A 23,490-nucleotide genomic window follows, 5' to 3' on the forward strand; every position below is an offset into this window, starting at 1 on the left:
TTATCTCGCTTCCGTGACGCGTGAGCGTACAAAGTTATTGAACAGCACCGCGATCAGCAGCATGACGCCGAGGAACACGCGGAACCAATCCGAATTGATGTTGGTATAAGTGATGCCGATCTGCACCACGCCGAAGATCAGCGCGCCGAAGCAGGCGCCGACGACGGAACCGTAGCCGCCCGTCAGCAAAGCGCCGCCGATGACGGCCGCGATGATGGCTTCGAATTCCTTTTGCATGCCGCGGTCGGCGGCGGCCGAACCCACGTCGCATACTTGCAAGGTGGCAAACAGGCAGGCGCAGAAGGCCGTGAAGACGAACAGCGAAATTTTCACTTTGCGCACTGGCACGCCCACGTTCTTGGCCGCGTTGGCGTCGCCGCCCACGGCGAACATCCAGTTGCCGAAACGGGTACGCGACAGGACAAACGCGGCACCGGCGGCCAGCACCAGCCACCAGGCGATGACTTTCGGAATGCCTTTGACCAGCGGCGAGCCGTCGTCGAGTACGGCGATCCAGCCATGCGCGCCCATCCACTGGAACAGGCCAGTGGCCACATTGCCGTGGAACAGCAGGCTGGCCAGCCAGTCCTGCGCCGCCAGGTCACCCACACCGCTGACGATGGTGCGGTTGGCAAACATGATCGACAGGGCCAGGGTCAGGCCGCGCAGGATGAACAGGAATGCCAGGGTAACGATGAACGATGGCAAGCGCGTCTTGATGACGATGTAGCCGTTGAGCCAGCCCAGCGCCATGGAACCGGCGAAGGCAAACAGGATGGCGGCCCACAGTGGCCAGTGGAAATAGATTGTCGGGATGGCGATCATCATGCCGGCAAAGCCGATCATGGAACCGATCGACAGGTCGAATTCACCGGCGATCATCAACAGGCAGGCGCCGATGGCGATGATGCCCAGGTAGGACGCCACTTGCATCCAGTTGACGACGCCATCGAGGTTGAACATGCCGGAGTCGCCGGCCGTGATGACGAAGAAGGCAAACACGAGCACCGCGCCGGAAATCGAGGCGAACTCGGGGCGGCCAAAAAACCGTTTGACCCAGCTGGTCGTGCCCACGCGCTCGTCGGCGGCGGCAACTGGCTTGCTGGAGGCGCCAGGAGGCGGAGGAGGATTCATGCCGGGGCTGGCCAGGCTGGTTTTGAGCGCATTCATACGATGTCCTTTCAGTGATACTTGTTACCAATTTCAATTACTTTCCTGCCAGCATCGCTGGCGCCAGGCGTGTTCCTCCCATGCGCCGCCCGCTGAAGGCGGTGCGGCGCTGGGCAAACCCGGTGGCGACTGTGTGGATTAGCGGTATTGGCCGGCGTATTTTTCGACCTTGGAAATGTTTTCCTTGGTCACGAAACCGGGGCCGGAGCTGATGTGGCGTGGGCCGTAGATCGGTGTCAGGCCGTATTCCGCCAGGCGCGCCTGGTATTTCGGATTGGCGATCAGGATTTCCTTGACCTTGGCCAGGTCAGTGATCTTTTGCTGTTTCATGATGGCCATCACGGCGACAGGAATGTAGCCTTGCAGGTAGGGCTGCTGATCGATGGCGAACTGGATGCTGCCATCCTTGATGCCCTTGGCGATCTCTTCCGACAAGTCGAAGCTGGCGAAGTACATCTTGCCTTTCAGACCCAGCTTCTCGACGGCGCGCATGGCGGCTGGCGCCGAATCCGGTCCCAGCGCCAGCACGGCCTGGGTCTTCGGATTGCTGCGCAGATAGGCGCTGACCTTGCTTTCGATCACGCCAGGGTCGACCCCATTGGTGTCGAGCGTGGACGATTTGAAGTCGACGCCAAGCGCATCGGCAAAACCGCGGCAGCGTTCGAAGGACGACGCATTCATCGCATAGTGATTCACGCACACGAACGATTTGATGCCCGCTTCCTTGGCGCGCTTGCCGGCGCCCAGGCCCGCGTCATACTCGGGCTGGCCCACGTGCATGATGGCTTTCAACTGTTCGCTTTGCGCCAGGGTGCCCGAATTGATGGTCACGAGCATGATTTTCTTGGCCACTACCGTGCCCAGCGGTTTTTGCAGCACGCTGAAGTCGGCGATGTCGGCGATCAAGCCATCGTAATTGCGCGCGGCCGACTGCTCGATCAGGCGCGCCATGTCGGCCAGGTCGCCATTCGGCGGATTGCGGTAGTCGACGGAAACGTTGAAATCTTCACCGGCTTGCTTGATGGCGTTCTTGATGGTGTTCCACCAGGAATCGGAGTCCGGCGCGTGGCTGACCATGACAAATTTCTCGCCGGCAGCATGGCTGGCGCCCGTGCTCAAACCCAGGCTCAGGCCCAGGCTGGCGATGGCCAGGCACTTCATCAAACCCTTGCTTTTATTGCTATGCATGAATGTCTCCTAGACGGATTAATTTTTATAGTTGCGAGCTTTTATGAAGGGTGTCACCGGCCTGGCCTTGCGGCACACGAACCGATGCACTGCGCACAGCTTAGGCCACAAAAAAGACAAATGCAATAAAATTTTCAAAATAAATTTAAATAGAAATTCGTTTCTATTTTTAAGATTCCCTCCTATAATTCTCGCCAGAACCAGCCGCACGGAGACAGCGGTCCGGCAAGTACACCAAGGAAAAAAACATGGCAGCCACCGCCCCCATCGAACAACTGATGCAGCACATTGCCGCCGAGTACGACAACCTGTCGCGCCAGTTGAAAGTCATCGCGCAATACATTGAAAAGCATCGGGCCAGCCTGATGCTTGAGCGCATCAGCGACATCGCCGCCGCTTGCGACGTGCAGCCGTCCGCCATCGTGCGTTTCGCGCAGCGCTTCGGCTACACGGGCTTTTCCGAAATGCAAGACGTGTTCCGCCAGGCTTATACGGACCAGGCCGGCGCCACGCCCGACTACCAGCAGCGCATCCGCAAACTCATTTCCACGCGCGACGCAGCCCTGAGCGCAGGCGACCTGACGCGCGAATTCGTCGGCGCCAGCCGCGCCGGTCTGGACGACCTGGCGGCCGGACTCGACGACGCGCAGCTGGAAGCAGCCGTCAACCTGCTGTTGAAAGCGGAAAACATCTATGTGATCGGCGTGCGCCGGTCCTTCCCGATCGCCTCCTACATCGCCTACGCGCTCGAACACACGGACAAGCGCGTGCACCTGATTAGCGGACTGGGCGGCATGCACCGCGAACAGATGCGCAGCGTGCGCGAACGCGATGTGGCGATCGCCATCAGTTTCTCGCCTTACGGCAAGGAAACCCAGCAGTGCATCAAGGCGGCGCAAGACAAGGGCGCCAAGGTCCTCGTGATTACCGACAGCAAGCTGGCCCCGCTCGCGCGGGCCGCCGACGCGCTGCTCACCGTCACCGAGGGCAGCGCCTTCGCCTTCCGCTCGCTGACCAGCACCATCTGCCTGTGCCAGGCGCTGTTCATCGCGCTGGCCTACAAATTAGAGCTCGACATCGAAGAAATCCACACCCCAGGAGAACATGATGATTGAAGTAGCGTTGTTCGGCGCCGGACGCATCGGCAAAATCCACGCGGCCAACCTGGCTGCCCAACCCGGCATGCAGTTCAAGTACGTGGTCGACGTCAACCAGGAAGCGGCCGCCGCGCTGGCCGGCCTGCATGGCGGCAGCAGCGCCACGGTCGAGGCGGCATTGGCCGACCCGGCCATCAAGGCCGTCGTCATCGCCTCGAGCACGGACACGCACGCGGACCTGATCCTGCGCTCGGCCGCCGCCGGCAAGGCCATCTTTTGCGAAAAACCCGTCGACCTGACCATCGACCGGGCGCGCGCCTGCGCCGCCGCCGTCAAGGAAGCCAAGGTGCTGTGCATGCTGGGTTTCCAGCGCCGCTACGATCCGACTTTCAATGCCGTCAAGACACGCATTGAAGCGGGCGAAATCGGCACGCCGGAATTGCTGGTCGTCACCAGCCGCGACCCGGGCCCGCCACCGGTCAGCTACATCAAGGTCTCGGGCGGCATCTTCAAGGATATGCTGATCCACGATTTCGACATCTTCCGCTGGATACTCGACGATGAAGCCGTCAGCGTGCACGCCACGGGCAGCTGCCTCGTCGATCCGGCCATCGGCGAGGCGGGCGACCTGGACACGGCCGTCGTCACCATCCGCACGGACAAGGGACGCTTGTGCCAGATCAATGCCTCGCGCCGCGCCGCCTACGGCTACGACCAGCGCTTCGAGGTGCTGGGCAGCGCCGGTATGCTGCAGGCGGGCAACCACAAGCCGACGGAAGTGACGGCCTATGGTGCTGTGAACGTCAGCGTGGACAGGCCGGAAGATTTTTTCCTGGAACGCTACCGCGTGGCGTATGCGCAGGAAATGGCGCATTTCTTTGACGCCCTCACCCATGGCACGCCGCTGCGCACGACGGTCCACGATGGCTTGAAGGCGCTGGAACTGGCCGAAGCGGCGACGCTGTCGTGGCGCGAGGGTCGTGTCGTGACCCTGGCGTCGTAACTTTATAAACAACAATAAAAAATCTGGAGACACCATGTCATCCCCAACATTAAAAGTCGGCATCGTCGGCCTGGGCCGGCTGGGCCAGCGCCACGCCATCAACCTGGCGCAGCGCGTGCCGAATGCCGAAGTGGTGGCCGCCTGCAGCCCCGTGCCGGCCGAACTGGACTGGGCAGCCAGCCAGCTCGGCATCACCACCGGCTATGCCGATTACGAGGCCCTGCTGGCCCACCCGGGCCTGGACGCCGTCTTCCTCGTCACGCCCACCTCGCTGCATGCGGACCAGATCATCGCCGCCCTGCGCGCCGGCAAGCACGTGTTTTGCGAAAAACCGCTGTCGCTGGACCTGGCCGACTGCCTGAAGGTGGAAGCGGAAGCGGCGCGCCACCCGCAGTTGACGATCATGATCGGCTTCGTGCGCCGTTTCGACGCCAGCTATCATGACGCGCAGCAAAAAATCACCCAGGGACTCATCGGCAAGCCGTATCTGGTGCGTTCGCAAACTTGCGACCAGAACGATCCCAGCGGCGCCTTCATGCGCTTCGCCCCCACCAGCGGCGGCATCTTCCTCGATTGCAGCGTGCACGATATCGACCTGGCGCGCTGGCTGCTGGGCAACCCCGCACCCAAACGCGTGTATGCGAGCGGCACCAACGCCATCCACACGGGCTTGCAGGCATTTGGCGACGTCGACAACGGGCTGGCAACGGTCGAATTTTCCGATGGCAGCATGGCCAGCTTCATGGCCTCGCGCACCATGGCGCATGGCCATGAAACCCTGACGGAAGTGTTCGGCACGGGGGGCCGCCTGGCCGTGGGCAGCAATCCGCGCCTGAACCGGGTGGAAATTTCGGATGCGCATGGCGTGCGCAATGAGTGCACGCCGGACTTCTATGCCCGCTTCGCCGACGCCTTTTTAATCGAGGCGCAGGAGTTCACGGATGCGGCACTGGGCCGGCGCACCTTGTCATTGACCTTGCACGATGCGACGGAAGCGACACGCATCGGCCTGGCCATGACGCAAGCGATGCGCGAAGCGCGCCCGGTGGAATTCTAGCCGCGTGCAAAGAACTCAGGCAGCCGGTGCGGGAAATGGCTGCTTGGGTTCCACGGCCAGCCGCAAGCCCATGGCATCGAGGATGGCCGTCAAGGTGCTCAGGGATGGATTACCATCGGGCGACAAGGTGCGGTACAGCTGGGTAGGATTGAGCTTGGCCGCCTGCGCCACGGCGGGCACGCCGCCAAAGGCGCGCGTCAGCTGGCGCAGCACGCTCAGGAGTTCGCCGTGGTCGCCATCGACGAGGATGTTGTTGATCAGTTCAAGGGCGAAGGCGGGATCATCGCGGTACAGTTCTGCCATCGCTTCATCATGCGAGCGGTCTCTTGGTGGTTTGCTCATGACCTGTTTCACGTCCTCTTTCATGTCCTCTCTCCTTCCAGTCGTGCCAGCAGGCACAGGCGTATTCGATATCTTTCGACTGCGTGCGCTTGTCGCCACCACACAGCAACAAAATAATCTGGCCCTCGTCGATGGCATAGTAAATACGGTAACCAGGACCCACGTCGATGCGCAATTCCCACACGCCATCGTGGCAAAATTTATGGTCGCCAAAATTACCGGGCATCATGCGCAGCACGCGTCGTACGATGGCCACCCTGGCCGTATTATCGCGCTGGCGCTTCAGCCATTCCGTATATAAATCCCTGCCCGATGACGTCAGATAGTGCCGGATCTCGTACATCATATTCGTCCATAAACGAAGAAAAATCAAGAAGAAAATCACGTATATGCGAAAAAAAGAAGACTACGCCATCTTGCTACCAAAAACGCACGCGCAGGCCGCGAACGCCGGGTTCACTGAGCTATATCAAGATGCATTTTTCTAATTGTTATAGGGAAATGAGGCCGCCCGTCCGTGCTCCGTGTCCGTGCCTCGCTCCAGCCTGTTGCGCTATACAATAAGCGCCTGCCCAACCGCACAACCAGGCCACCATGACAAACAACGACAGCAACTCTCCTACTCTCGCCGACGTGGCCGAACGCTACGTCAAGCTGGTCCTGGCCATGGGCCAGCACGATGCCTCGTATGTGGACGCCTATTACGGCCCGCCCGCATGGCAACAGGAGGCGCTAGAACAGCAACTGAGTTTGAGCGACATCCAGGCCGCGACGGACAAGGCGCTGGCCATGCTGGCCGGTGAAACTTGCCAACGCGCCCTCAACCTGCGCAAGCAATTACAAGCTGTGCTGGCGCGCGCGGAGATGCTGCAGGGAACGCGCCTCGATTTCGATACGGAAAGCGCGCGCCTGTACGACGCCGTCTCGCCCCATCACAGCCGCGCATACTATGCAGCACTGGTGGCGCAGATCGACGCGCTGCTGCCTGGCGACGGCACGGTCAGCGACAGGGTGAACGCCTTGCGCGCACAGCTCATCATTCCCGCCGGCAAGCTGCACGCCGTCATGGATGCGGCCATCCGCGCGGGCCGCGAACGCACCTTGCGCTACATCGCCCTGCCCGAAGGCGAAGATTTCATATTGGAATTTGTCACCGACAAGCCGTGGAGCGGCTACAACTGGTACAAGGGCAACTACCAGAGCGTGATCCAGATCAATACGGACTTGCCCGTGTACATCGATCGCGCCGTCGACCTCGGCTGCCACGAAGCGTATCCGGGCCACCATGTCTACAACGTGCTGCTCGAGCGCGACCTGGTGCGTGGCAAGGGCTGGATGGAATACTGCATCTATCCGCTGTATTCGCCGCAATCCTTGATCGCCGAAGGCACGGCCAATTACGGCATCGAACTGAGTTTCACGGACGAAGAACGGCTGGCTTTCGAACAACAGGTGCTGTACCCGCTGGCCGGCCTCGACCCGGCGCTGGCGCCCCGCTATGCGCAACTCAACGCGCTGCTGGCCAAGCTCGGTTATGCCGACAACGACATCGCGCGCCAATACCTCGAAGGCAGCCTGGGCCGCGAAGAAGCGCTGGAATGGCTGGTCAACGTGCGCCTGTACCCGGCCGAAAAATCCGCGCAGCGCCTGCAGTTCTACGACGCCATGGGCGCCTACGTCATCAATTACAACCTGGGCCAGGACATGGCGAAAGCCTATGTCGAGCGCCAGGGCGCGACGCGCGCCGAGCACTGGGCCGCCTTCCGCGACCTGATGTCCGCGCCGCGCGTGCCCAGCGCACTGCTGGCCGGGTAAGGCTGACGTCGCTTACTGGGCCGGCAGGCGGATGGTCGCTTCCAGGCCGCCCTCGCGGTGGTTGGCCAGGGTCAGCTCGCCGCCGTGGGCCTGGACGATGCTGCGCGCGATACCGAGCCCCAATCCCATGCCATGCGCGTTTTGCTCGCGGCCATGCTCCAGGCGCACATAGGGCTGGAACAGGCTGGCGAACGCCTCTTCGGCCACGCCGGGGCCGTCATCGCGGATGCGGATGACCACGTTGGTACCTTCGCGGCACGCCGACAAGTGGGCCGTCTTGCCGTAAAACAGGGCATTGTCGAGCAAGTTGCCGATGGCGCGCTTCAGGGCCAGGGGCTTGGCCTTCACGCTCAGGTCCGTCTCCACGTAATGCACGACATGGCCGGCCAGCTGTGTCCCGCGCACCATGCGTTGCAGCAAAGGGTCCAGGCGCACCTCGGTGGCGTTTTCATGGATGTCGCTATCCTTCACGCATTGCAGCGCCCCCTTGACCATCATGTCCAGCTCATCGAGGTCATCGTGGAATTCGTTGCGCTGCACGTCGTCGTCGAGCAATTCCGTGCGCAATTTCAGGCGCGTGATGGGCGTGCGCAAGTCGTGCGAAATCGAGACGAACAGCCGTTCGCGGTCTTCCAGGTAGCGCTGGATGCGTTCGCGCATGCCGCTGAAGGCGCGCGCCGTCTGCACGAATTCGCGGCTGCCCGTCTGCGGCAACGGCGGCGGCGTCTCGCCACGGCCAAACGCTTCGGCCGCGTCCGACAGGGCCGCCAGCGGCCGTGTTGTCCAGCGTACGACGAGGATCGACAGCAGCAGCACGGCCGCCAGCGACAACGCTTGCAGCAATACCCGGTCGAGTGTCCACGGATTACTGCTTTGCAAGAAATACGGGTTGGGCATCAGTGCCGCCAGGTACAGCCAGTTGCCCGGCTCCAGCTCGGCCTGGATCACGAGGACGGGCGCGGGATTCGGTTTCAGCAGCAAGATGTGCTGGACCCAGTTTTCCGGCAAGTCGCCGATGTGCGCGCCGCTGTCGGCCACCACCAGGTCGCTCGGCCAGGCGAAGCCCACGCGGTAGCCGGCCAGCTGCGGCAAGTCGCTCTTCAGCGCCGCGCCCACCGTGGCCACCACCGTCTCGGCCAGCGCGTGCGGGGCGATTTCGCGGATGGCCAGCGGCCCCTGGTTGACGTTGACAAAGAAGCGCGTGCCTCCCATCTCGCGAAATTGCTGGATCAGGATGGGGCGGTAGTTGGCCGGCAGGCTGAGGAAGAAACGGATGGTGCTGGCGGCGCTGCGGGCCAGGTGCTGCGACGCCATGCGCGCCTCCACGGCCGAATCGCGGCGCAACTGCGTGGCCCAGATCAGGTTGCCCACCAGTTGCGTGGCCAGCACGCCGGCCACCATCACCACGGACAGGCGCCCCAGCAGCGATGGCGGCAGCAGACGCTCGAGCAACCGACGCACGCCCCGCTCAGGCATGTCCACTGCTCACGTCGGCCGAAAACACATAACCGGCGCCGCGCACCGTCTTGATCAGCATGGGCTGCTTGCCATCGTCCTTCAGGCGCAGCCGCAGCCGGCTCACCTGCACATCGAGCGAGCGGTCGAGCGGCCCCGCGTCGCGCCCCCGCGTCTGTTCGCACAGCACGCTGCGGTCGAGGATATCGCCCGGATGCTCGACAAAGTAGCGCAGCAGCTGGAAATCGAGGCCCGTCAGCTGCAGCGCTTCGCCATCGGCATCCGTCACCGTGCGCTCGAGCGTGTCGAGCGTGAAACCGACGAAGCGGTAATAGCGGGGCGGCGCGGCCGCGTCGATGCCCGTGCGGCGGTGAATGGCTTTGATGCGCGCCAGCAATTCGCGCGGGCTGTAGGGCTTGGCGATGTAGTCGTCGGCGCCCAGTTCCAGCCCCACCACCCGGTCCGTCTCGTCGGAGCTGGCCGTCAGCATGATGATGGGCACGTTCGAGCGGGCGCGCACCACCTTGCACAGGGCAAAGCCATCCGTGTCGGGCAGCATCACGTCGAGGATCACCAGCGACAGACTGTCGACGTGGCGGTGGAATTCGGCCAGGAAGGTGGCGCCATCGTGCGCCAGGCCCACCTCGTACTGGTTCTTTTCCAGGTAGGCCTTCAATAGCATGCGGGTCTTTTGATCGTCGTCAACGACGAGGATTTTGCGTGACATGGTCTCGTCCTTTTTTATTCAGCGCCTGCAACATGCTGCCGATGCGGCGTTGCGCGTCGGCCGCACTGATCGTCTCATCGAGGAAATAGCGGTGCACTTCGGCGATGATGGCATCCTTGCTGGTTTCATCGGTGGCCATGCGGTGCACGAGGCTGGGCGCCTGGAACGCGGCGCCGCGCGCGAATGCCTGCGCCGAGGCGCGCGCGCAGCTGTCCAGACGCGACAGGTCGGCCTGGCGCAAGGCGGGAATCGACCCCTTCACCTGGCTGTATTCGAGCTGCACGGGCAGCGAAGCGACCACCTGCGCCAGCTTTTCCTGCGCGCCCTGATGCGTGTAATCGGAAGCGAACATGGCCAGGGTATCGATGCTGTACAGGTGGTAGTCGCCCGTGTCCGGCGCGGCGACGCAGCCGAAGACCTCGTCCGTGGCGCGGCCCCAGGCGTTCAGCTCGCCCTTGACCCAGTCGCCCATGATGTACATGGCCGCCTCGCCGTCGCCCACCTGGCGCGCCATTTCGGGCCAGCCCTGTTCGCGCAGCGGCGTGCCCATCCATTGTTTCAGCGATCTCAAGCGCTGCAAGGCGTGGCGCAGGCGCGGGTCCGCATACGCCTCGGCTTTCTTGTCGACAAACAGGGCGCGGTAATACGCGGGCCCCGATTCAGCCAGCACCAGCGTTTCAAACAAGGTCGCCACCTGCCACGCTTCGCTGCTTTGCGCCAGCGGCGTGATGCCGGCCTGGCGCAGCTTGCCGGCCACGCGCTCGAAGTCGCTCCAGCTGCGCGGCACGGCCAGGCCCAGGCGCTGGAAGATCTTGCGGTTGTAAAACAGGGTATTGATGCGGTGGATGCCGGCCGGCACGCCCATCGTATGGCCGCGGTTTTGCAGCAAGCCCCACACGGTGGGATACATGGTCGCGCGCCAGTTGTTGCTGGCGGCGACGCTGTCGAGCTGCAGCAGCAAGCCCAGGTCGCTCCACTCGCCCAAGGTATAGCCGATCAGCTGCATGACTTCCGGCGATTTGCCGGCCAGCACGCGGCTCTTCAAGACCTTGCCCGCGCCGACGCCCGCGCCGCCCGCGATGGCCGCGTCACGCCATTCAACGCCTTCCTGCGCCAGGCGCGCCACCAGCACGTCGGCGGCGCGGCGTTCGCCGGCGGAGGTCCACCAGTGCAGCACCTGCAGCGCTTCGGCCCTCGCTGGCACGCCGCTGCACATGAAGGCAAGCAGCGCCAGCGCCGCCACGCCGCGACGGCGGGCGGCCCTGGCATGGCGGTCGGCGGTGCTGTGCGGCGGCGTCTTCAATCCTGTCCCCTTGTTCTTGTCGCGACAAACTATAGCCCAACTACAAAACAGCAGGTTGGTAATTTCGTCCCCTGATTTGTAAAGAAACGTGAGCTTTTGTTGCACTACCTTGCGCACCGCACAAGGAGCCCCACGCGCCCGACGCCCCGCGCGGCGCGCCACGGCAGCGGACATCGGTAAGGAAAGGTAAGCAGGCAGATGTGCGCAGTATAAATTTATGCTTTCAAATCAACAGGATAGGCGATAGTCGCCGGTGCAATGCCGGACGCTGGCGTCACATTTCCCCCGATGCTACTGTCCGCCAACTGCAGCGTAACAGGCAGCCAAACAAGACCAACACCAACAAGGAGACGACATGCAACTGCATGCAAAAGGCGGCGTGGCCGCGCGCAATACATTGCTGGCCCTGCTGCTGGCCAGCGGCACGGCACAGGCGGGCACGCTCACCATCGAAAGCTGGCGCGTGGATGACAAGACCCTGTGGGAAACGGTGCTCATTCCCGCCTTCCAGAAAAAACATCCGGGCATCGAGATCAAGTTCTCGCCCACGGCCCCCACCGAATACGATTCCACCCTGAACGCGCGCCTGAGCGGCGGCACGGCCGGCGACTTGCTGGCCTGCCGCCCGTTCGACGTCTCGCTGGCCCTGTACAAGCGGGGCCAGCTGGAAAAACTCGACGGCAAGGCCGGCATGGACAACTTCCCCGCCTCGGCCAAGGTGGCGTGGCAGACGGACGATGGCAAGGACACCTTCTGCATGCCGATCGCGTCCGTCATGCATGGCTTCCTGTACAACAAGAAAATCTTCCGCGAACTGAAACTGCAGCCACCCGCCACGGAAGAGGAATTCTTCAAGGTGCTGGAAACGGTCAAGAAGAGCGGCAAATATGCGCCCTTGGCCCTGGGCACGGCCGACCAGTGGGAAGCGAACCAGGTGGTGTTCACCAGCATCGGCGCCAATTATTGGAAGGGTGAAGAGGGCCGCAAGGCGCTGATCGCCGGCAAGGCCAAATTTACCGACCCGCAATTCGTCGCCGCATGGGAATATGAGGCCCGCCTGGGCAGCTATCTGTCCAAGGGCGCCAGCGCGCAAACCTATGGCGACAGCCAGAACCAGTTCGCGCTGGGCAAGGCCGCCATCTACCCGTCCGGCTCCTGGGACATCGCCTACTTCAAGCAAGACCCGGAACTGGAACTGGGCGCCTTCAACCCTCCCGTGCGCAAGGCCGGCGACAAGTGCTATATCTCGGACCACACGGACATCGGCATGAGCGTCAACAAGAAGTCGAAGAACAAGGAAGACGCCTACAAATTCCTCGCCTGGCTCGGTTCGCAGGAATTCGCCGACATCTACACCAACAAGGTGACAGGCTTCTTTTCGCTGTCGAACCACCTGATCTCCATCAAGGACCCGCTGGCCAAGCAAATGAACGGCTGGCGCGCCAGTTGCGCCTCGACCATCCGCCTGAACGCGCAAATCCTCAACCGTGGCGAGCCGAGCATGGAAAACGAGCTGTGGAACGTCAATGCCCAGGTCTTGAACGGCAAGCTGGCGCCGAAAGACGCGGCGCGCCAGATCCAGTCCGGCTTTGCCAAGTGGTACAAGCCGCAACAGTAATCACCATGTCTACCCTCCCCGAGCAACCGGCCTGAGCAGTGCGATGCGGCAGCCGGTGGCACGGTTTTGCCGGCGGCCCCGCCGCCGGTGCTTTTCTTCGTCTGGAGTTTCGCCGTGAAAAAAACTTTCCCATGGCACGTGCTCGTGTTCCTGGCCCCGGCGCTGGTCATTTACTCGCTGTTCAGTGCCCTGCCCCTGGCCGATACCCTGCGCCTGGGCCTGTACACGACCGATGAGAGCGGCCAGCACCATTTTGCCGCCCTGGCCAACTACGCCACCATCCTGTTCGACCCGCAATGGTCGCAAAGTTTTTGGAATGCGATGTGGAACAACTGCAAATTCTTCCTCATCCACATGCTGCTGCAAAATCCCATCGGCCTGCTGCTGGCCACCCTCTTCAGCCTCAAGGGTTTGAAGGGCGAGCGCAGCTACCGTACCCTGATCTTCCTGCCGACCCTGCTGTCCGTCGTCATCATCGGCTTCATCTGGCAGCTGATCTTGTCGCCGCTGTGGGGTGTGGGCCAATCGCTGATGGATGGCGTGGGCATCGGCAGTTATTTCGCGCCGTGGCTGGGCCAGGAATCGACGGCCCTGCTGACCATCGCCCTCATTTCCGTTTGGCAATACATCGGCATCCCCATGATGCTGATCTATGCGGCCCTGCTGGCCGTGCCCGAGGAAATCATCGAGGCGGCCCACGCGGAAGGGGCCAGCGCCATGCGCATCTTCTGGCAAATCAAGCTGCCGCTGATCTGGCCCACCCTGGGGCTGGTGACCATCCTCACCTTTGTCGCCAACTTCAATGCCTTCGACCTCGTGTATTCCGTGAAAGGCGCGCTGGCGGGACCGAACTACGCCACCGACATCCTCGGCACCTTCTTTTACCGCACCTTCTTCGGCTACCAGGCTCAGCTGGGCAGCCCCACCATGGGCGCCGCCGTGGCCACCATGATGTTCCTCGTGATCCTCGTGGGCGTGGGCGTGTATTTCTTTTTCGTGCAGCGCAAGCTGACACGCTACGAACTGTAAAGGCCGCCATGCGCAACGTTTCCACCCGCCCCCTGGGCCGCGCCGCCGTGCATGCGATCCTGGCCGGCTACACCATCATCGCCCTGTTTCCCATCGTCTTGATCCTGATCAACTCAGTCAAGACGCGGGCCGCCATCTTCGACAATCCGCTGGCCTTGCCCACGCCTTCCACCTTTTCGCTCGTGGGTTTTCACAAGGTGCTGGCCAATTCCGACTTCCTGCTGTACTTCGGCAACAGCCTGTTCGTCACCCTGCTGTCGCTGCTGCTGATCGTGTTGTTCGGCGCCATGGCAGCCTGGGCCTTGTCCGAATACACGTTTACGGGCAATCGCCTGCTGACCCTGTACCTGGCGCTGGGCATCATGATCCCCATCCGCCTGGGCACGGTCTCCATCCTGGAACTGGTGGTGCGGCTCGACCTGATCAACACCTTGACGGCGCTGGTGCTCGTGTACACGGCGCAGGGCCTGCCGCTGGCCGTGATGATCCTGTCCGAATTCGTGCGCCAGGTGCCGCGCGAACTGAAGGATGCGGCGCGCTGCGACGGCGTGGGCGAATTCGCCATCTTCTTCCAGGTGATCCTGCCCCTGATCCGCCCCGCCATCGCCACGGTGGCCGTGTTCACCATGATTCCCGCCTGGAACGACCTGTGGTTCCCGCTGATCCTGGCGCCATCGGACCGTACCAAGACCGTCACCCTGGGCGTGCAGCAATTCATCGGGCAATACGTGACGGACTGGAACTCCGTGCTGGCGGCGCTGTCGCTGGCCGTCATTCCCGTGCTCGTCATGTACGTCATTTTCTCTCGTCAACTGATCCGCGGCCTGACGTCCGGCGCGGTCAAATAATAGGTGCGCCATGGCCCATGTAAGCCTGCAACAACTGACCAAATCCTACGACGGCCGCCACAATGTGCTGGCCGGCATCGACCTCGACATCCGCGACGGTGAATTCGTCGTGCTGGTGGGCCCTTCCGGCTGCGGCAAATCGACCTTGCTGCGCATGCTGTGCGGCCTGGAAAGCATTTCGCAAGGCACCTTGTCCATCGGCGGCAAGGTCGTCAACGACTTGCCGCCAGCCGAACGGGGCATCGCCATGGTCTTCCAGAGCTATGCGCTGTATCCGCACATGAGCGTGTACCGCAACATGGCGTTCGGCCTGAAGATCGCCGGCGCCAGCAAGGAAGCCATCGCCCAGCGCGTGCGCCACGCGGCCGCCATCCTGAAGATCGACCACCTGCTGGAACGCCTGCCGCGCGAACTGTCGGGCGGCCAGCGCCAGAGGGTGGCCATCGGCCGCGCCATCGTGCGCGAACCGCAGCTGTTCCTGTTCGACGAGCCGCTGTCGAACCTCGACGCGGCCCTGCGCGTGCAGACGCGCCTGGAAATTGCCAAGCTGCACCGCCAGTTGAACGCCACCATCGTCTACGTCACGCACGACCAGGTCGAGGCGATGACCCTGGGCGACAAGATCGTCGTCATGCATGGCGGCCATATCCAGCAGGCGGGCACGCCTTTGGAACTGTACCAGCAGCCGGCGAACCGCTTCGTGGCCGGCTTCATCGGCGCACCGATGATGAATTTCTTCGAAGGCAAGGTCGTCGCCGCACAGGACGACGGCGTGCGCGTGGCGCTGGCCAGCGGCCAGGAAGTCACGGCCCTCGTCGATCCGGCCGGCCTGCTGCCGGGCGACGCCGTCACGGTGGGCCTGCGGGCCGAACACATCCTGGAAAATGGCGACGGCGGCGCCCGCTTCCAGGGCGTCGTCAGCCTGGTCGAACACCTGGGCGAAGCCAACTTCATTTACCTGGCGCTGGACAACGGCCAGGAACTGGTGATACGCGGCGACGGCAACAACCGCGTGCCGCTGGGCCAGCCATTCACGGTCTCGGCCGCCAGCAGCGCCTTCCATTTGTTCGACGCGCAAGGCGTGGCGCGCACGCGGCGCCAGCCCGGCAACCTGATTTCATCGAAACAGATATTGGCCGCCTGAGCCTTTCCGCCCAGGCAGCCCCCCGATTGGATCGGCAGCGATCCGGTACGACGTGCCCAAGCACGCATTTTGATAACGACAAGGAGACTGTATGCAACACCCGATGAAGACCTCGCTGGCCCTCGCCTGCACCATGCTGCTGGCCTGCGGCGCCGCCCACGCCAGCGATGCCGAAGGCGAATACCACGGCTACTTCCGCGCCGGCCTCGGCTCGAGCACGGACAGCCGCGGCCCGCAAAGCTGCTACGGCCTGGGCGGCAACACCATGCGCTACCGGCTCGGCAACGAATGCGACACCTATGGCGAATTCGAATACCAGAAGGAAATGGCCAAGTCGGCCAACGGCGTCAGCTTCGTCGGCCATATCATGGTGGCCGCCTACACGCCCAGCTCCGCCGTCAGCGATTCGGACCTGAGCATGTCGAAGATGTACGTGGAAGCGAAAAACATCGCCACGCTCAACGGCGGCACGGCCTGGATCGGCAAGCGCTACTACATGCGTCCTGACATCCACATGCTGGACTTGCAATACATCAATATGAACGGCACGGGCGGCGGCATCGACCAGTACAAGCTGGGGCCGGGCCGCATCAGCTATGGTTTCTTCAAAGATAACGACAAGCCCGGCAACTCGGCCATCCGGCAAAACCTCGTCTACCAGGGCATCCCCATCAATCAGGATGGCACGCTGGAAGTGCTGACCACCCTCATCACGCCCGACAAGAAGGACAGCACCTCGCACAGCGGCTGGCAAGCCACCGTGCTGCACAAGCAGGATAAGGTATGGGGCGGCGCCAACACCTTCGGCATCCAGTACGGCGTCGGGCCGGGCACGGGCGCCGGCGGCCAGTGCTGCAACCGCATGGGCACGACGGGCTCGATCCGCAACGGCAGCGACGTCACGCGCTTGCGCATCTTCAATTCGCTGTGGATACAGCCGACGCCGGAATGGAGCGCGGAAATGATCGCCATCGTGCAGCGCGACAAGTCCGACACCACGGGCGGCAGCTCGACCTGGACCACCCTGGGCGTGCGCCCCGTATATGCCGTCAACGACAACTTCAAGCTGCAGTTCGAACTGGGCACGGACCGCGTGACCTCGCCCACGGGCGGCGCCGCGCAGCGCCTGACCAAGCTGACCTTCGCGCCTACCCTGACGGCGGGCAAGGGTTACTGGTCGCGTCCCGAACTGCGCGCCTTCGTCACCTACGGCAAATGGAACGACGCCGCCACGGCCGCCGTCAACAAGGCCAATGAATCGGGCCCCGTGTATGGCAACGCCACCAGCGGCACCTCGTTCGGCCTGCAAGTGGAGACGTGGTTTTAAGAAGCTGTCTTGATATGGCGCAGTGCATGCGCCTATCGGACTGCGCGAAATCGCGTGCCGCGCTATGCTGCACGCCATACCGCTCACTTCGGAGGCCGCATGCACGCCGCATTCCCCCGGGCCGCCGCCGCGCTGGCCCTCGCTTTCGCCAGCATGGCCTGGGCCCGCGATGCCGCCGTCGTGCAGGCACCAGCCCTCAGCGCGCGCCAGCAGGCGCTGATGGCGACCGTCGTGGGCAGCGCCGCCCATCCGCGCATCCTGCAAGTACGCCTCGATGAATTGCATCCGACCCAGCCGGCCATCGGCTACGACCAGGTGTATTACAAACTGGGACGCTATGCGGCCGAAGAAAAGCACCTCGCCGACATCGCCAAGCCGAAGAAATTCGCCGACCTGTGCGAAGCCAATGGCCAGGGCGACGTCTTGCCCAACACGGCCAATGTGGCCGGCGCCACCCTGGCCGCGCCACCGGCCGGCTACCGCTGCAAGGCTGCCGTGGGCAGCCGTCCGGGCGACATGAAGACCGTCGTCATCGGCCCGCGCGGCATCGTGTACCTGACCGATGGCCACCACACGTTTTCCACATTTTGGGAGGCCGACGGCGGGCGCAATCGTCAAATGAAAGTCTGGGTCAAGGTCAGCGACAATTTCAGCGCGCTGGGCGAAGCGGCATTCTGGACGCGCATGCGCGAGGAAAACAAGGTATGGCTGAAAAACGGCCGCCACCAGGCCATCACGCCGCGGCAGCTGCCGCCCTCCATCGGCCTGCAGTCCCTTGGCGACGACCCGTACCGCTCGCTTGTCTACTTTACGCGCGGGATCGGCTACGAGCCGCCGGAGCACGCCACGGAATTTCTCGAGTTTTACTGGGCCGACTGGCTGCGCGGCATGCCGGCGCTGGACCTGGCACGCGTCGATCTGCGCGATCCCACGGCGTACGCCAATGCGGTCCTGCTGGCCGCGCAGGCGATGGTGGCGCTGCGGCCAGATGATATCGTCAGCGGCGGCAAGAGCGCGCGCGAACTGGGCGCCCTGCGGGAAGTCAACCGGGAAGCGTTCGATGAATTGATCGACGACAAGGGCAAGCTGCGCCACGCCATCGCCTATAAAAAATCGCTGGCGCAATAAGCGCGGCGGCATAAACGACAACGGCCCGCCTGTCATGCGACAAGCGGGCCGTTTTTATGAATACAACGCTTAGGCGATGCGTTCGCCGTTGGCCGGATCGAACAGGGCCGCTTTCGACAGGTTGAACGACAACTGCATGGTCTGTCCCGGCAGCACGGCTTCGCGCGGGTGCGTGCGGCAAGTCACGGCCGCGCCGTTCAAACGCGTCGTCAGCAAGGTGTCGGGGCCGGTCGGCTCGACCAGATCGATCAAACAACCGAGTTCCTGGCCCACGTCGCCGTGCGCGCTGCTCATGTCCGTGATCTGTTCCGGACGCACGCCCAGGATCACGTCGCGGCCCGCATAGCTGCGCAGCTTGTCGGCGGCGAACGGCAGGGCCAGACGCAAGCTCTTGCCCGCGTTCTCGATGGCGACAAAGACGTCGTTGCCCTCGATGACAGGCTTGACGGTGATGAAGTTCATCGATGGCGAGCCGATGAAGCCGGCCACGAACAGGTTGGCCGGATTGTCGTAGATTTCCTGCGGCGTGCCCAGTTGCTGCACTACCCCGTCCTTCATGACGGCGATCAGGTCGCCCATCGTCATCGCCTCGATCTGGTCATGCGTGACGTAGACGATGGTGGCCTTCAGACGCTGGTGCAGCAGCTTGATCTCGGCGCGCATTTCCACGCGCAGCTTGGCGTCCAGGTTCGACAGCGGTTCGTCGAACAGGAACAGCGACGGCTTGCGCGAAATGGCGCGGCCCATGGCCACGCGCTGGCGCTGGCCGCCCGACAGCTGCGCCGGACGGCGATCCAGCAAGTGCGTGATCTGCAGGGTTTCGGCGACGCGGGCGACGATTTCTTCCTGCTCCGCCTTCGGCACTTTTTTCACGTTCAAGCCGAACGCGATGTTTTCGCGCACCGTCATCGACGGGTACAGCGCGTAGGACTGGAACACCATGGCGATGTCGCGGTCCTTCGGCGGCAAGTCGTTGACAACCTTGCCGTCGATGAGGATTTCGCCGGACGTGACGCTTTCCAGGCCGGCCACCATGTTGAGCAAGGTCGACTTGCCGGAGCCGGAGCCGCCGACGAGGATCAGGAACTGGCCATCCTTGATCTCGATGTCGATGCCCTTGAGGACTTCGACGCCATTCGTGTACACCTTGCGGATGCTGCGTATCGATAAACTGGACATATTCTTTCCTTAACCTTTGACTGCGCCTGCGGTCAGACCGCGCACAAAATAACGGCCTGCGACCAGATAGACCAGCAGGGTCGGCAGCGCGGCAATCACCGCGGCGGCCATGTTGACGTTGTATTCCTTCACGCCCGTGGACGTGTTGACCAGGTTGTTCAAGCCCACCGTGATCGGCTGCGAATCGCCGCTGGCGAAGACGATGCCGAACAGGAAGTCGTTCCAGATCTGCGTGAATTGCCAGATGATGCAGACGACGAAAATCGGACCCGAAATCGGCAACACGATCTTGCGGAAGATCAGGAAGAAGCCGGCGCCGTCGATGCGGGCCGCCTTGATCAGTTCTTCCGGCACGCCGATGTAGTAGTTACGGAAGAACAGGGTCGTGAACGCCGTGCCATACACCACGTGCACGAAGACGAGGCCCGTGGTGGTATTGGCCAGGCCGAATTCGCCCAGCAAACGCGCCATCGGCAGGATCACGACCTGGAACGGAATGAAGCAGCCCACCAGCAAGGCGGCAAACAGGATTTCCGAACCGCGGAAGCGCCAGTGCGCGAACACATAGCCGTTGAAGGCGCCCAGGAAGGTCGAGATCAGCACGGCGGGAATCACCATCTTGATCGAGTTCCAGAAGAACGGCTGCATGCCGTCGCAGGTGACGCCCGTGCAGGCCGAAGACCAGGCCTTGGACCAGGAATCGAACTGCCACACCTGCGGCAAGGCCAGCAGGTTGCCGCTGCGGATCTCGTCGAGCGACTTGAACGACGTCGACAGGGTCACGTACAGGGGCACGATGTAGTACACCGCGAACAGGATCAGCAGCAGGTATAACACCACCCGTCCCAGGGTGAGTTTGTTGTTACGTGTAGGAGTGTGTGTCATCTCATCGCCTTTGCGCTGCGCGTTTCCAGATACATCAGCGGCACGAGCACGGCCACGATGGTGGCCAGCATCATCATTGCCGATGCCGAGCCCAGGCCCAGCTGGCCGCGGGTGAAGGAAAACTGGTACATGAAGATGGCCGGCACGGACGACGAGTTGCCAGGTCCGCCAGCCGTCAGTGCGATGACCAGGTCGAAGCTCTTGATGGCGATATGCGCGAGGATCAGCAGCACGCTGAAGAACACGGGACGCATGGCGGGAATCACGATGCGCCAGTAGATCGTCGGCAATGACGCGCCATCGACTTGCGCCGCCTTGATGATCTCGTCATCGATGCCGCGCAGGCCGGCCAGGAACAGGGCCATGACAAAACCCGACGATTGCCAGACGCCGGCGATCACCACCGTGTAGATGGCCATGTCGGAGTTCACCAGCCAGTCGAAGGTAAACGACGTCCAGCCCCAGTCGTGCATGACCTTTTCCAGGCCCAGGCTGGGATTGAGCATCCATTTCCAGGCAGTGCCGGTGACGATGAAGGACAGCGCCATCGGATACAGGTAGATGGCGCGCAGCGCGCCTTCGGCGCGGATTTTCTGGTCCAGCAGGATGGCCAGGAACAGGCCGATGGCGATGCTGCAACCGATGAACAGGACACCGAAGATGCCGAGGTTCTTGAGCGAGGTCCACCAGCGCTCGTTGTCGAACAGCTCGACGTATTGCACCAGGCCGGCGAACTCGTAGTTCGGCATCAGCCGCGATTCGGTCAGCGACAGCCAACCGGTCAAAAAGATAAAACCATAGACGAATACCAAGCTGGCGATGAGCGTGGGGCCCAACACCATCTGCGGTATCCATCGGTCGAATTGCTTGCGTATGGACATAGAAGAGCCGTAGAGAGAACTGCGTGTGGCGCCGGCCTGGTCGAAGCCAGGGCGGACGCCTGCGATGCATGCAATGCAGCGGGCGCCGGCGAGCGTGCCGGCGCCGTCGTGATTACTTCACTTTTGCCGCTTTGGCCAGGGCTGCAACCGCGTCTTTCGAGCTCATGTTGGTGTTCATGAACTTGGCGATGACGTCGGTCACGGCGCCTTGCGTGGCCGATGGCAGCGCCATGCCGTGGGCGAACGATGGCACCAGGCCGCCGGACTTGTTGGTGGCGTCCATGTCTTCCATCGATTTCAGGGCGCAAGCGTCAAACTTGTCCTTGGAAACGCCGGAACGCACAGGAATCGAACCCTTGTTCAGGTTGAAGATCGACTGGAACTTCGGATTCATGATGGCGTTGGCCAGGGCGATCTGCCCTTTCTTCGCATTCGCATCCTTTTGCGTAAACATGGCAAACGAATCGATGTTGAAGGTGTAGGCCTTGTCCGTGCCAGGCGCTGCCACGCACAGGTAGTCCTTGCCCGGCACCTTGCCAGCGGCCGTGAACTCGCCCTTGGCCCAGTCGCCCATGAACTGGAAGCCGGCCTTGTTGTTGATGACCATGGCAGTCGCCAGATTCCAGTCGCGGCCTGCCGCATCCTTGTCGATGTAGGTCTTGACCTTGCCCAGGGTGTCGAACACCTTGAGCATCGTCGGGCCGGTCAATTCCTTCTGGTCCAGCTTGAGGATGGCTTTCTTGTAGAACTCCGTGCCGCCCACGCCCAGCGCGACGGATTCAAACACGGTGGCGTCCTGCCAAGGCTGGCCGCCGTGGGCGATCGCGATGCCGCCCGACTTCTTGATCTTCTCGGCCGCGTCGAAGAACGCATCCCAGGTCGTCGGTGTGGTGGCCACGCCGGCTTTTTTCAGCACTTCCGGATTGACCCACATCCAGTTGACGCGATGGACGTTGACGGGGGCGGCAACGTAGTGGCCCTTGTATTTCATGATGTCGGCGACGACTTTCGGCAGCACGGCATCCCATTTGCCTGGAATGGCGGCATCATCGATATTGGCCAGCACGCCTTCTGCGCCCCACTCCTGGATCGATGGGCCCTTGATCTGGGCGGCCGTCGGCGGATTGCCGGAAATGACGCGGGTTTTCAGTGCGGTCGCGGCGTTTTCGCCAGCGCCGCCGGCCACGGCGAAGTCTTTCCAGCCGAAGCCGCTTTCCTTCACGATTTGCTGCAACTGGCCCACGGACTTCGCTTCGCCGCCGGAGGTCCAGTAGTGCAACACTTCCACGTCGGTCGCAAAGGCGCTGCCAGCGAATGCCAGGGTGGTCAATGCGGCCAGTTGGGTAATCTTGAATTTCAGTTTCATCTCCACATTCCTTTTTTGATCAAGCTTTTAGGGGGCTTCGGCATACGGGAGCCGAAAAAGGTGAAATCTGCGCCTGTACCGGCGCTCTTGTGCTCAGACCCGCTTGCAAACGGGCATCATCTTGGTGTAAAGACGGCGCCGTGATCCATGACATGCTTACTGCGTATTTATATCACGGGACGGCGCCAAAAACGCATCCGCGAAGGATGCGCCAGGTTGATCTGCACTTACAAACATCAACACTGAACAAAACCGTGGCGAGCGGCAGTGATTTGTGGCCGAGAAGCGCAGCCGTGCTGGAGCACGGTGAGCATCGCAGGCCGCAAAGCGCGCCGCGCAGCAGGTTTGGTTCGGTGTTTAGAACCAGGTTTCGACTTGGAAGCCGTACGAAGTGCCGCTGGTATTGTTGTTGTAGATCGGGCCGCCGTTGTTCGACGCGTTGACCGAGGCGGTGGCCGCATCGTTCCATTTGCCGTAGGTCACGAAAGCGCGCAGTTCAGGACGCGACCACAGGCCAGGACCTGCCGAAATCGTCGGTGCGATGGTCAGCTTGGTCAAGCGCTTGGCTGGCTGGCCGCCCGATTGCGTCACGCGGTCCGTGCCCAGTTCGCCCACCAGCTTGAAGTTGTCGGTGAACGCGTACACAGGACGCACGCCGACCGAGGTCCAGGTCGAGGAACCGGTAGCTTTCGACTCGTCTTTTTGCCACAGGGCGACAAATTCCATGCCGAAGTTGGGCATCGGCTGGATCGCCATGTCATTGAAGACGCGTGTACGTTTGCGGTCCGAACCGAAACCGGTGTCGCCCGAAGCGCCGAACTGGCCGTTGCCGGCACCGCCGACACCAGGACCGACGCCGTACTGCACGCCGAAGGTGTTGCCGCCGCCGAACACTTTACCTTGACGGTGGAATGCCGACAGCTGCCAG

The 23,490-nt window shown here is 62.5% G+C and carries 22 protein-coding genes; 10 read left to right on the top strand and 12 right to left on the bottom strand.

The annotated features are described in order from the left end of the window. Both ACQ4WO_RS09455 and ACQ4WO_RS09460 read right to left on the bottom strand, forming a co-directional pair. Positions 1-1,134 (bottom strand): ABC transporter permease, encoded by a 1,134-nt coding sequence (locus tag ACQ4WO_RS09455; RefSeq protein ID WP_319993144.1) that lies wholly within the window; start codon positions 1,132-1,134, stop codon positions 1-3. Positions 1,135-1,308: 174 nt separating this feature from the next. After that, the gene (locus ACQ4WO_RS09460) at positions 1,309-2,358 is read right to left on the bottom strand and encodes a sugar ABC transporter substrate-binding protein (protein WP_436481163.1); all 1,050 of its coding nucleotides are present in this window, start codon (positions 2,356-2,358) and stop codon (positions 1,309-1,311) included. A 248-nt stretch (positions 2,359-2,606) separates the two neighbouring features. Here ACQ4WO_RS09460 and ACQ4WO_RS09465 point away from each other — a divergent pair, with 248 nt between their 5' ends. Genes ACQ4WO_RS09465 through ACQ4WO_RS09475 form a run of 3 tightly spaced genes read left to right on the top strand, consistent with a single transcriptional unit; the run spans position 2,607 to position 5,515 of the window. After that, the gene (locus tag ACQ4WO_RS09465) at positions 2,607-3,473 is read left to right on the top strand and encodes a MurR/RpiR family transcriptional regulator (protein ID WP_034757651.1); all 867 of its coding nucleotides are present in this window, start codon (positions 2,607-2,609) and stop codon (positions 3,471-3,473) included. Beyond that, on the top strand, positions 3,466-4,458 hold the full coding sequence (gene iolG, locus ACQ4WO_RS09470) for an inositol 2-dehydrogenase (protein ID WP_436481184.1): 993 nt from the start codon (positions 3,466-3,468) through the stop codon (positions 4,456-4,458). The genes ACQ4WO_RS09465 and iolG overlap by 8 nt, the downstream gene beginning before the upstream one ends. A 34-nt stretch (positions 4,459-4,492) precedes the next feature. Then, entirely contained in the window at positions 4,493-5,515 is a 1,023-nt protein-coding gene (locus tag ACQ4WO_RS09475; RefSeq protein WP_436481164.1) for a Gfo/Idh/MocA family oxidoreductase, read from the top strand. 15 nt (positions 5,516-5,530) lie between these two features. Here ACQ4WO_RS09475 and ACQ4WO_RS09480 read toward each other — a convergent pair whose 3' ends face one another. Together ACQ4WO_RS09480 and ACQ4WO_RS09485 are read right to left on the bottom strand one after the other, a co-directional pair. Continuing rightward, positions 5,531-5,857, bottom strand: a complete 327-nt coding sequence (locus ACQ4WO_RS09480; RefSeq protein ID WP_230518719.1) for a helix-turn-helix domain-containing transcriptional regulator — start codon at positions 5,855-5,857, stop codon at positions 5,531-5,533. Next, complete coding sequence (locus tag ACQ4WO_RS09485) at positions 5,826-6,203, bottom strand: type II toxin-antitoxin system RelE/ParE family toxin (RefSeq protein WP_425324045.1); 378 nt, start codon at positions 6,201-6,203, stop codon at positions 5,826-5,828. Before ACQ4WO_RS09485 ends, ACQ4WO_RS09480 begins: the two co-directional genes overlap by 32 nt. Positions 6,204-6,451: 248 nt before the next feature. Between ACQ4WO_RS09485 and ACQ4WO_RS09490 the strand changes: the two genes are divergently transcribed. Beyond that, positions 6,452-7,672 carry a hypothetical protein gene (locus ACQ4WO_RS09490; RefSeq protein WP_436481165.1) on the top strand — a complete coding sequence of 407 codons (1,221 nt, stop codon included), beginning with the start codon at positions 6,452-6,454 and terminating at the stop codon, positions 7,670-7,672. A 12-nt stretch (positions 7,673-7,684) separates the two neighbouring features. Here the strand turns inward: ACQ4WO_RS09490 and ACQ4WO_RS09495 are convergent, their stop codons facing one another. The 3 genes from ACQ4WO_RS09495 to ACQ4WO_RS09505 are packed head-to-tail and all read right to left on the bottom strand — an operon-like array spanning position 7,685 to position 11,157. Continuing rightward, entirely contained in the window at positions 7,685-9,148 is a 1,464-nt protein-coding gene (locus ACQ4WO_RS09495; protein ID WP_436481166.1) for an ATP-binding protein, read from the bottom strand. Next, positions 9,141-9,854 carry a response regulator gene (locus ACQ4WO_RS09500; RefSeq protein WP_034757625.1) on the bottom strand — a complete coding sequence of 238 codons (714 nt, stop codon included), beginning with the start codon at positions 9,852-9,854 and terminating at the stop codon, positions 9,141-9,143. Before ACQ4WO_RS09500 ends, ACQ4WO_RS09495 begins: the two co-directional genes overlap by 8 nt. After that, positions 9,829-11,157, bottom strand: coding sequence for an ABC transporter substrate-binding protein (locus tag ACQ4WO_RS09505; protein ID WP_436481167.1), 1,329 nt, complete (start codon positions 11,155-11,157; stop codon positions 9,829-9,831). The genes ACQ4WO_RS09500 and ACQ4WO_RS09505 overlap by 26 nt, the downstream gene beginning before the upstream one ends. Before the next feature lie 355 nt (positions 11,158-11,512). On the opposite strand from ACQ4WO_RS09505, the gene ACQ4WO_RS09510 reads away from it, so the two are divergent. The 6 genes from ACQ4WO_RS09510 to ACQ4WO_RS09535 all read left to right on the top strand — a co-directional run bounded on the left by ACQ4WO_RS09510 (position 11,513) and on the right by ACQ4WO_RS09535 (position 18,251). Further along, positions 11,513-12,775 carry an ABC transporter substrate-binding protein gene (locus tag ACQ4WO_RS09510; protein WP_139092696.1) on the top strand — a complete coding sequence of 421 codons (1,263 nt, stop codon included), beginning with the start codon at positions 11,513-11,515 and terminating at the stop codon, positions 12,773-12,775. A 114-nt stretch (positions 12,776-12,889) separates the two neighbouring features. Continuing rightward, positions 12,890-13,804 (top strand): carbohydrate ABC transporter permease, encoded by a 915-nt coding sequence (locus ACQ4WO_RS09515; protein WP_436481168.1) that lies wholly within the window; start codon positions 12,890-12,892, stop codon positions 13,802-13,804. Positions 13,805-13,812: 8 nt separating this feature from the next. After that, entirely contained in the window at positions 13,813-14,652 is an 840-nt protein-coding gene (locus ACQ4WO_RS09520; RefSeq protein ID WP_046684851.1) for a carbohydrate ABC transporter permease, read from the top strand. Between the two features lie 10 nt (positions 14,653-14,662). Beyond that, entirely contained in the window at positions 14,663-15,796 is a 1,134-nt protein-coding gene (locus tag ACQ4WO_RS09525) for an ABC transporter ATP-binding protein (protein WP_436481169.1), read from the top strand. A 91-nt stretch (positions 15,797-15,887) separates the two neighbouring features. Further along, positions 15,888-17,123 (top strand): maltoporin, encoded by a 1,236-nt coding sequence (locus tag ACQ4WO_RS09530; RefSeq protein WP_436481170.1) that lies wholly within the window; start codon positions 15,888-15,890, stop codon positions 17,121-17,123. 99 nt (positions 17,124-17,222) lie between these two features. Next, positions 17,223-18,251 (top strand): ParB/Srx family N-terminal domain-containing protein, encoded by a 1,029-nt coding sequence (locus ACQ4WO_RS09535; protein ID WP_436481171.1) that lies wholly within the window; start codon positions 17,223-17,225, stop codon positions 18,249-18,251. Positions 18,252-18,320: 69 nt separating this feature from the next. On the opposite strand, the gene ACQ4WO_RS09540 is transcribed toward ACQ4WO_RS09535, so the two are convergent. The 5 genes from ACQ4WO_RS09540 to ACQ4WO_RS09560 all read right to left on the bottom strand — a co-directional run. Continuing rightward, entirely contained in the window at positions 18,321-19,430 is a 1,110-nt protein-coding gene (locus ACQ4WO_RS09540) for an ABC transporter ATP-binding protein (protein ID WP_436481172.1), read from the bottom strand. 9 nt (positions 19,431-19,439) lie between these two features. After that, positions 19,440-20,315, bottom strand: coding sequence for a carbohydrate ABC transporter permease (locus tag ACQ4WO_RS09545; RefSeq protein WP_139092701.1), 876 nt, complete (start codon positions 20,313-20,315; stop codon positions 19,440-19,442). After that, the gene (locus ACQ4WO_RS09550; protein ID WP_010397323.1) at positions 20,312-21,196 is read right to left on the bottom strand and encodes a carbohydrate ABC transporter permease; all 885 of its coding nucleotides are present in this window, start codon (positions 21,194-21,196) and stop codon (positions 20,312-20,314) included. Before ACQ4WO_RS09550 ends, ACQ4WO_RS09545 begins: the two co-directional genes overlap by 4 nt. A gap of 112 nt (positions 21,197-21,308) precedes the next feature. Continuing rightward, entirely contained in the window at positions 21,309-22,562 is a 1,254-nt protein-coding gene (locus ACQ4WO_RS09555; RefSeq protein ID WP_034757604.1) for an ABC transporter substrate-binding protein, read from the bottom strand. A 357-nt stretch (positions 22,563-22,919) separates the two neighbouring features. Continuing rightward, on the bottom strand, positions 22,920-23,490 hold a 571-nt coding region (locus tag ACQ4WO_RS09560), incomplete at its 5' end, for a carbohydrate porin (RefSeq protein ID WP_436481173.1).

This window comes from Janthinobacterium aestuarii (assembly GCF_051380835.1).
GTDB classification, from domain to species: domain Bacteria; phylum Pseudomonadota; class Gammaproteobacteria; order Burkholderiales; family Burkholderiaceae_D; genus Janthinobacterium; species Janthinobacterium aestuarii.

Coding starts and splice junctions, on each gene's coding strand:
- ACQ4WO_RS09455 (WP_319993144.1), bottom strand. CDS start 1,134: ATGAATCCTCCTCCGCCTCCTGGCGCCTCCAGCAAGCCAGTTGCCGCC.
- ACQ4WO_RS09460 (WP_436481163.1), bottom strand. CDS start 2,358: ATGCATAGCAATAAAAGCAAGGGTTTGATGAAGTGCCTGGCCATCGCC.
- ACQ4WO_RS09465 (WP_034757651.1), top strand. CDS start 2,607: ATGGCAGCCACCGCCCCCATCGAACAACTGATGCAGCACATTGCCGCC.
- iolG (WP_436481184.1), top strand. CDS start 3,466: ATGATTGAAGTAGCGTTGTTCGGCGCCGGACGCATCGGCAAAATCCAC.
- ACQ4WO_RS09475 (WP_436481164.1), top strand. CDS start 4,493: ATGTCATCCCCAACATTAAAAGTCGGCATCGTCGGCCTGGGCCGGCTG.
- ACQ4WO_RS09480 (WP_230518719.1), bottom strand. CDS start 5,857: ATGAGCAAACCACCAAGAGACCGCTCGCATGATGAAGCGATGGCAGAA.
- ACQ4WO_RS09485 (WP_425324045.1), bottom strand. CDS start 6,203: ATGATGTACGAGATCCGGCACTATCTGACGTCATCGGGCAGGGATTTA.
- ACQ4WO_RS09490 (WP_436481165.1), top strand. CDS start 6,452: ATGACAAACAACGACAGCAACTCTCCTACTCTCGCCGACGTGGCCGAA.
- ACQ4WO_RS09495 (WP_436481166.1), bottom strand. CDS start 9,148: ATGCCTGAGCGGGGCGTGCGTCGGTTGCTCGAGCGTCTGCTGCCGCCA.
- ACQ4WO_RS09500 (WP_034757625.1), bottom strand. CDS start 9,854: ATGTCACGCAAAATCCTCGTCGTTGACGACGATCAAAAGACCCGCATG.
- ACQ4WO_RS09510 (WP_139092696.1), top strand. CDS start 11,513: ATGCAACTGCATGCAAAAGGCGGCGTGGCCGCGCGCAATACATTGCTG.
- ACQ4WO_RS09520 (WP_046684851.1), top strand. CDS start 13,813: ATGCGCAACGTTTCCACCCGCCCCCTGGGCCGCGCCGCCGTGCATGCG.
- ACQ4WO_RS09525 (WP_436481169.1), top strand. CDS start 14,663: ATGGCCCATGTAAGCCTGCAACAACTGACCAAATCCTACGACGGCCGC.
- ACQ4WO_RS09530 (WP_436481170.1), top strand. CDS start 15,888: ATGCAACACCCGATGAAGACCTCGCTGGCCCTCGCCTGCACCATGCTG.
- ACQ4WO_RS09535 (WP_436481171.1), top strand. CDS start 17,223: ATGCACGCCGCATTCCCCCGGGCCGCCGCCGCGCTGGCCCTCGCTTTC.
- ACQ4WO_RS09540 (WP_436481172.1), bottom strand. CDS start 19,430: ATGTCCAGTTTATCGATACGCAGCATCCGCAAGGTGTACACGAATGGC.
- ACQ4WO_RS09545 (WP_139092701.1), bottom strand. CDS start 20,315: ATGACACACACTCCTACACGTAACAACAAACTCACCCTGGGACGGGTG.
- ACQ4WO_RS09550 (WP_010397323.1), bottom strand. CDS start 21,196: ATGTCCATACGCAAGCAATTCGACCGATGGATACCGCAGATGGTGTTG.
- ACQ4WO_RS09555 (WP_034757604.1), bottom strand. CDS start 22,562: ATGAAACTGAAATTCAAGATTACCCAACTGGCCGCATTGACCACCCTG.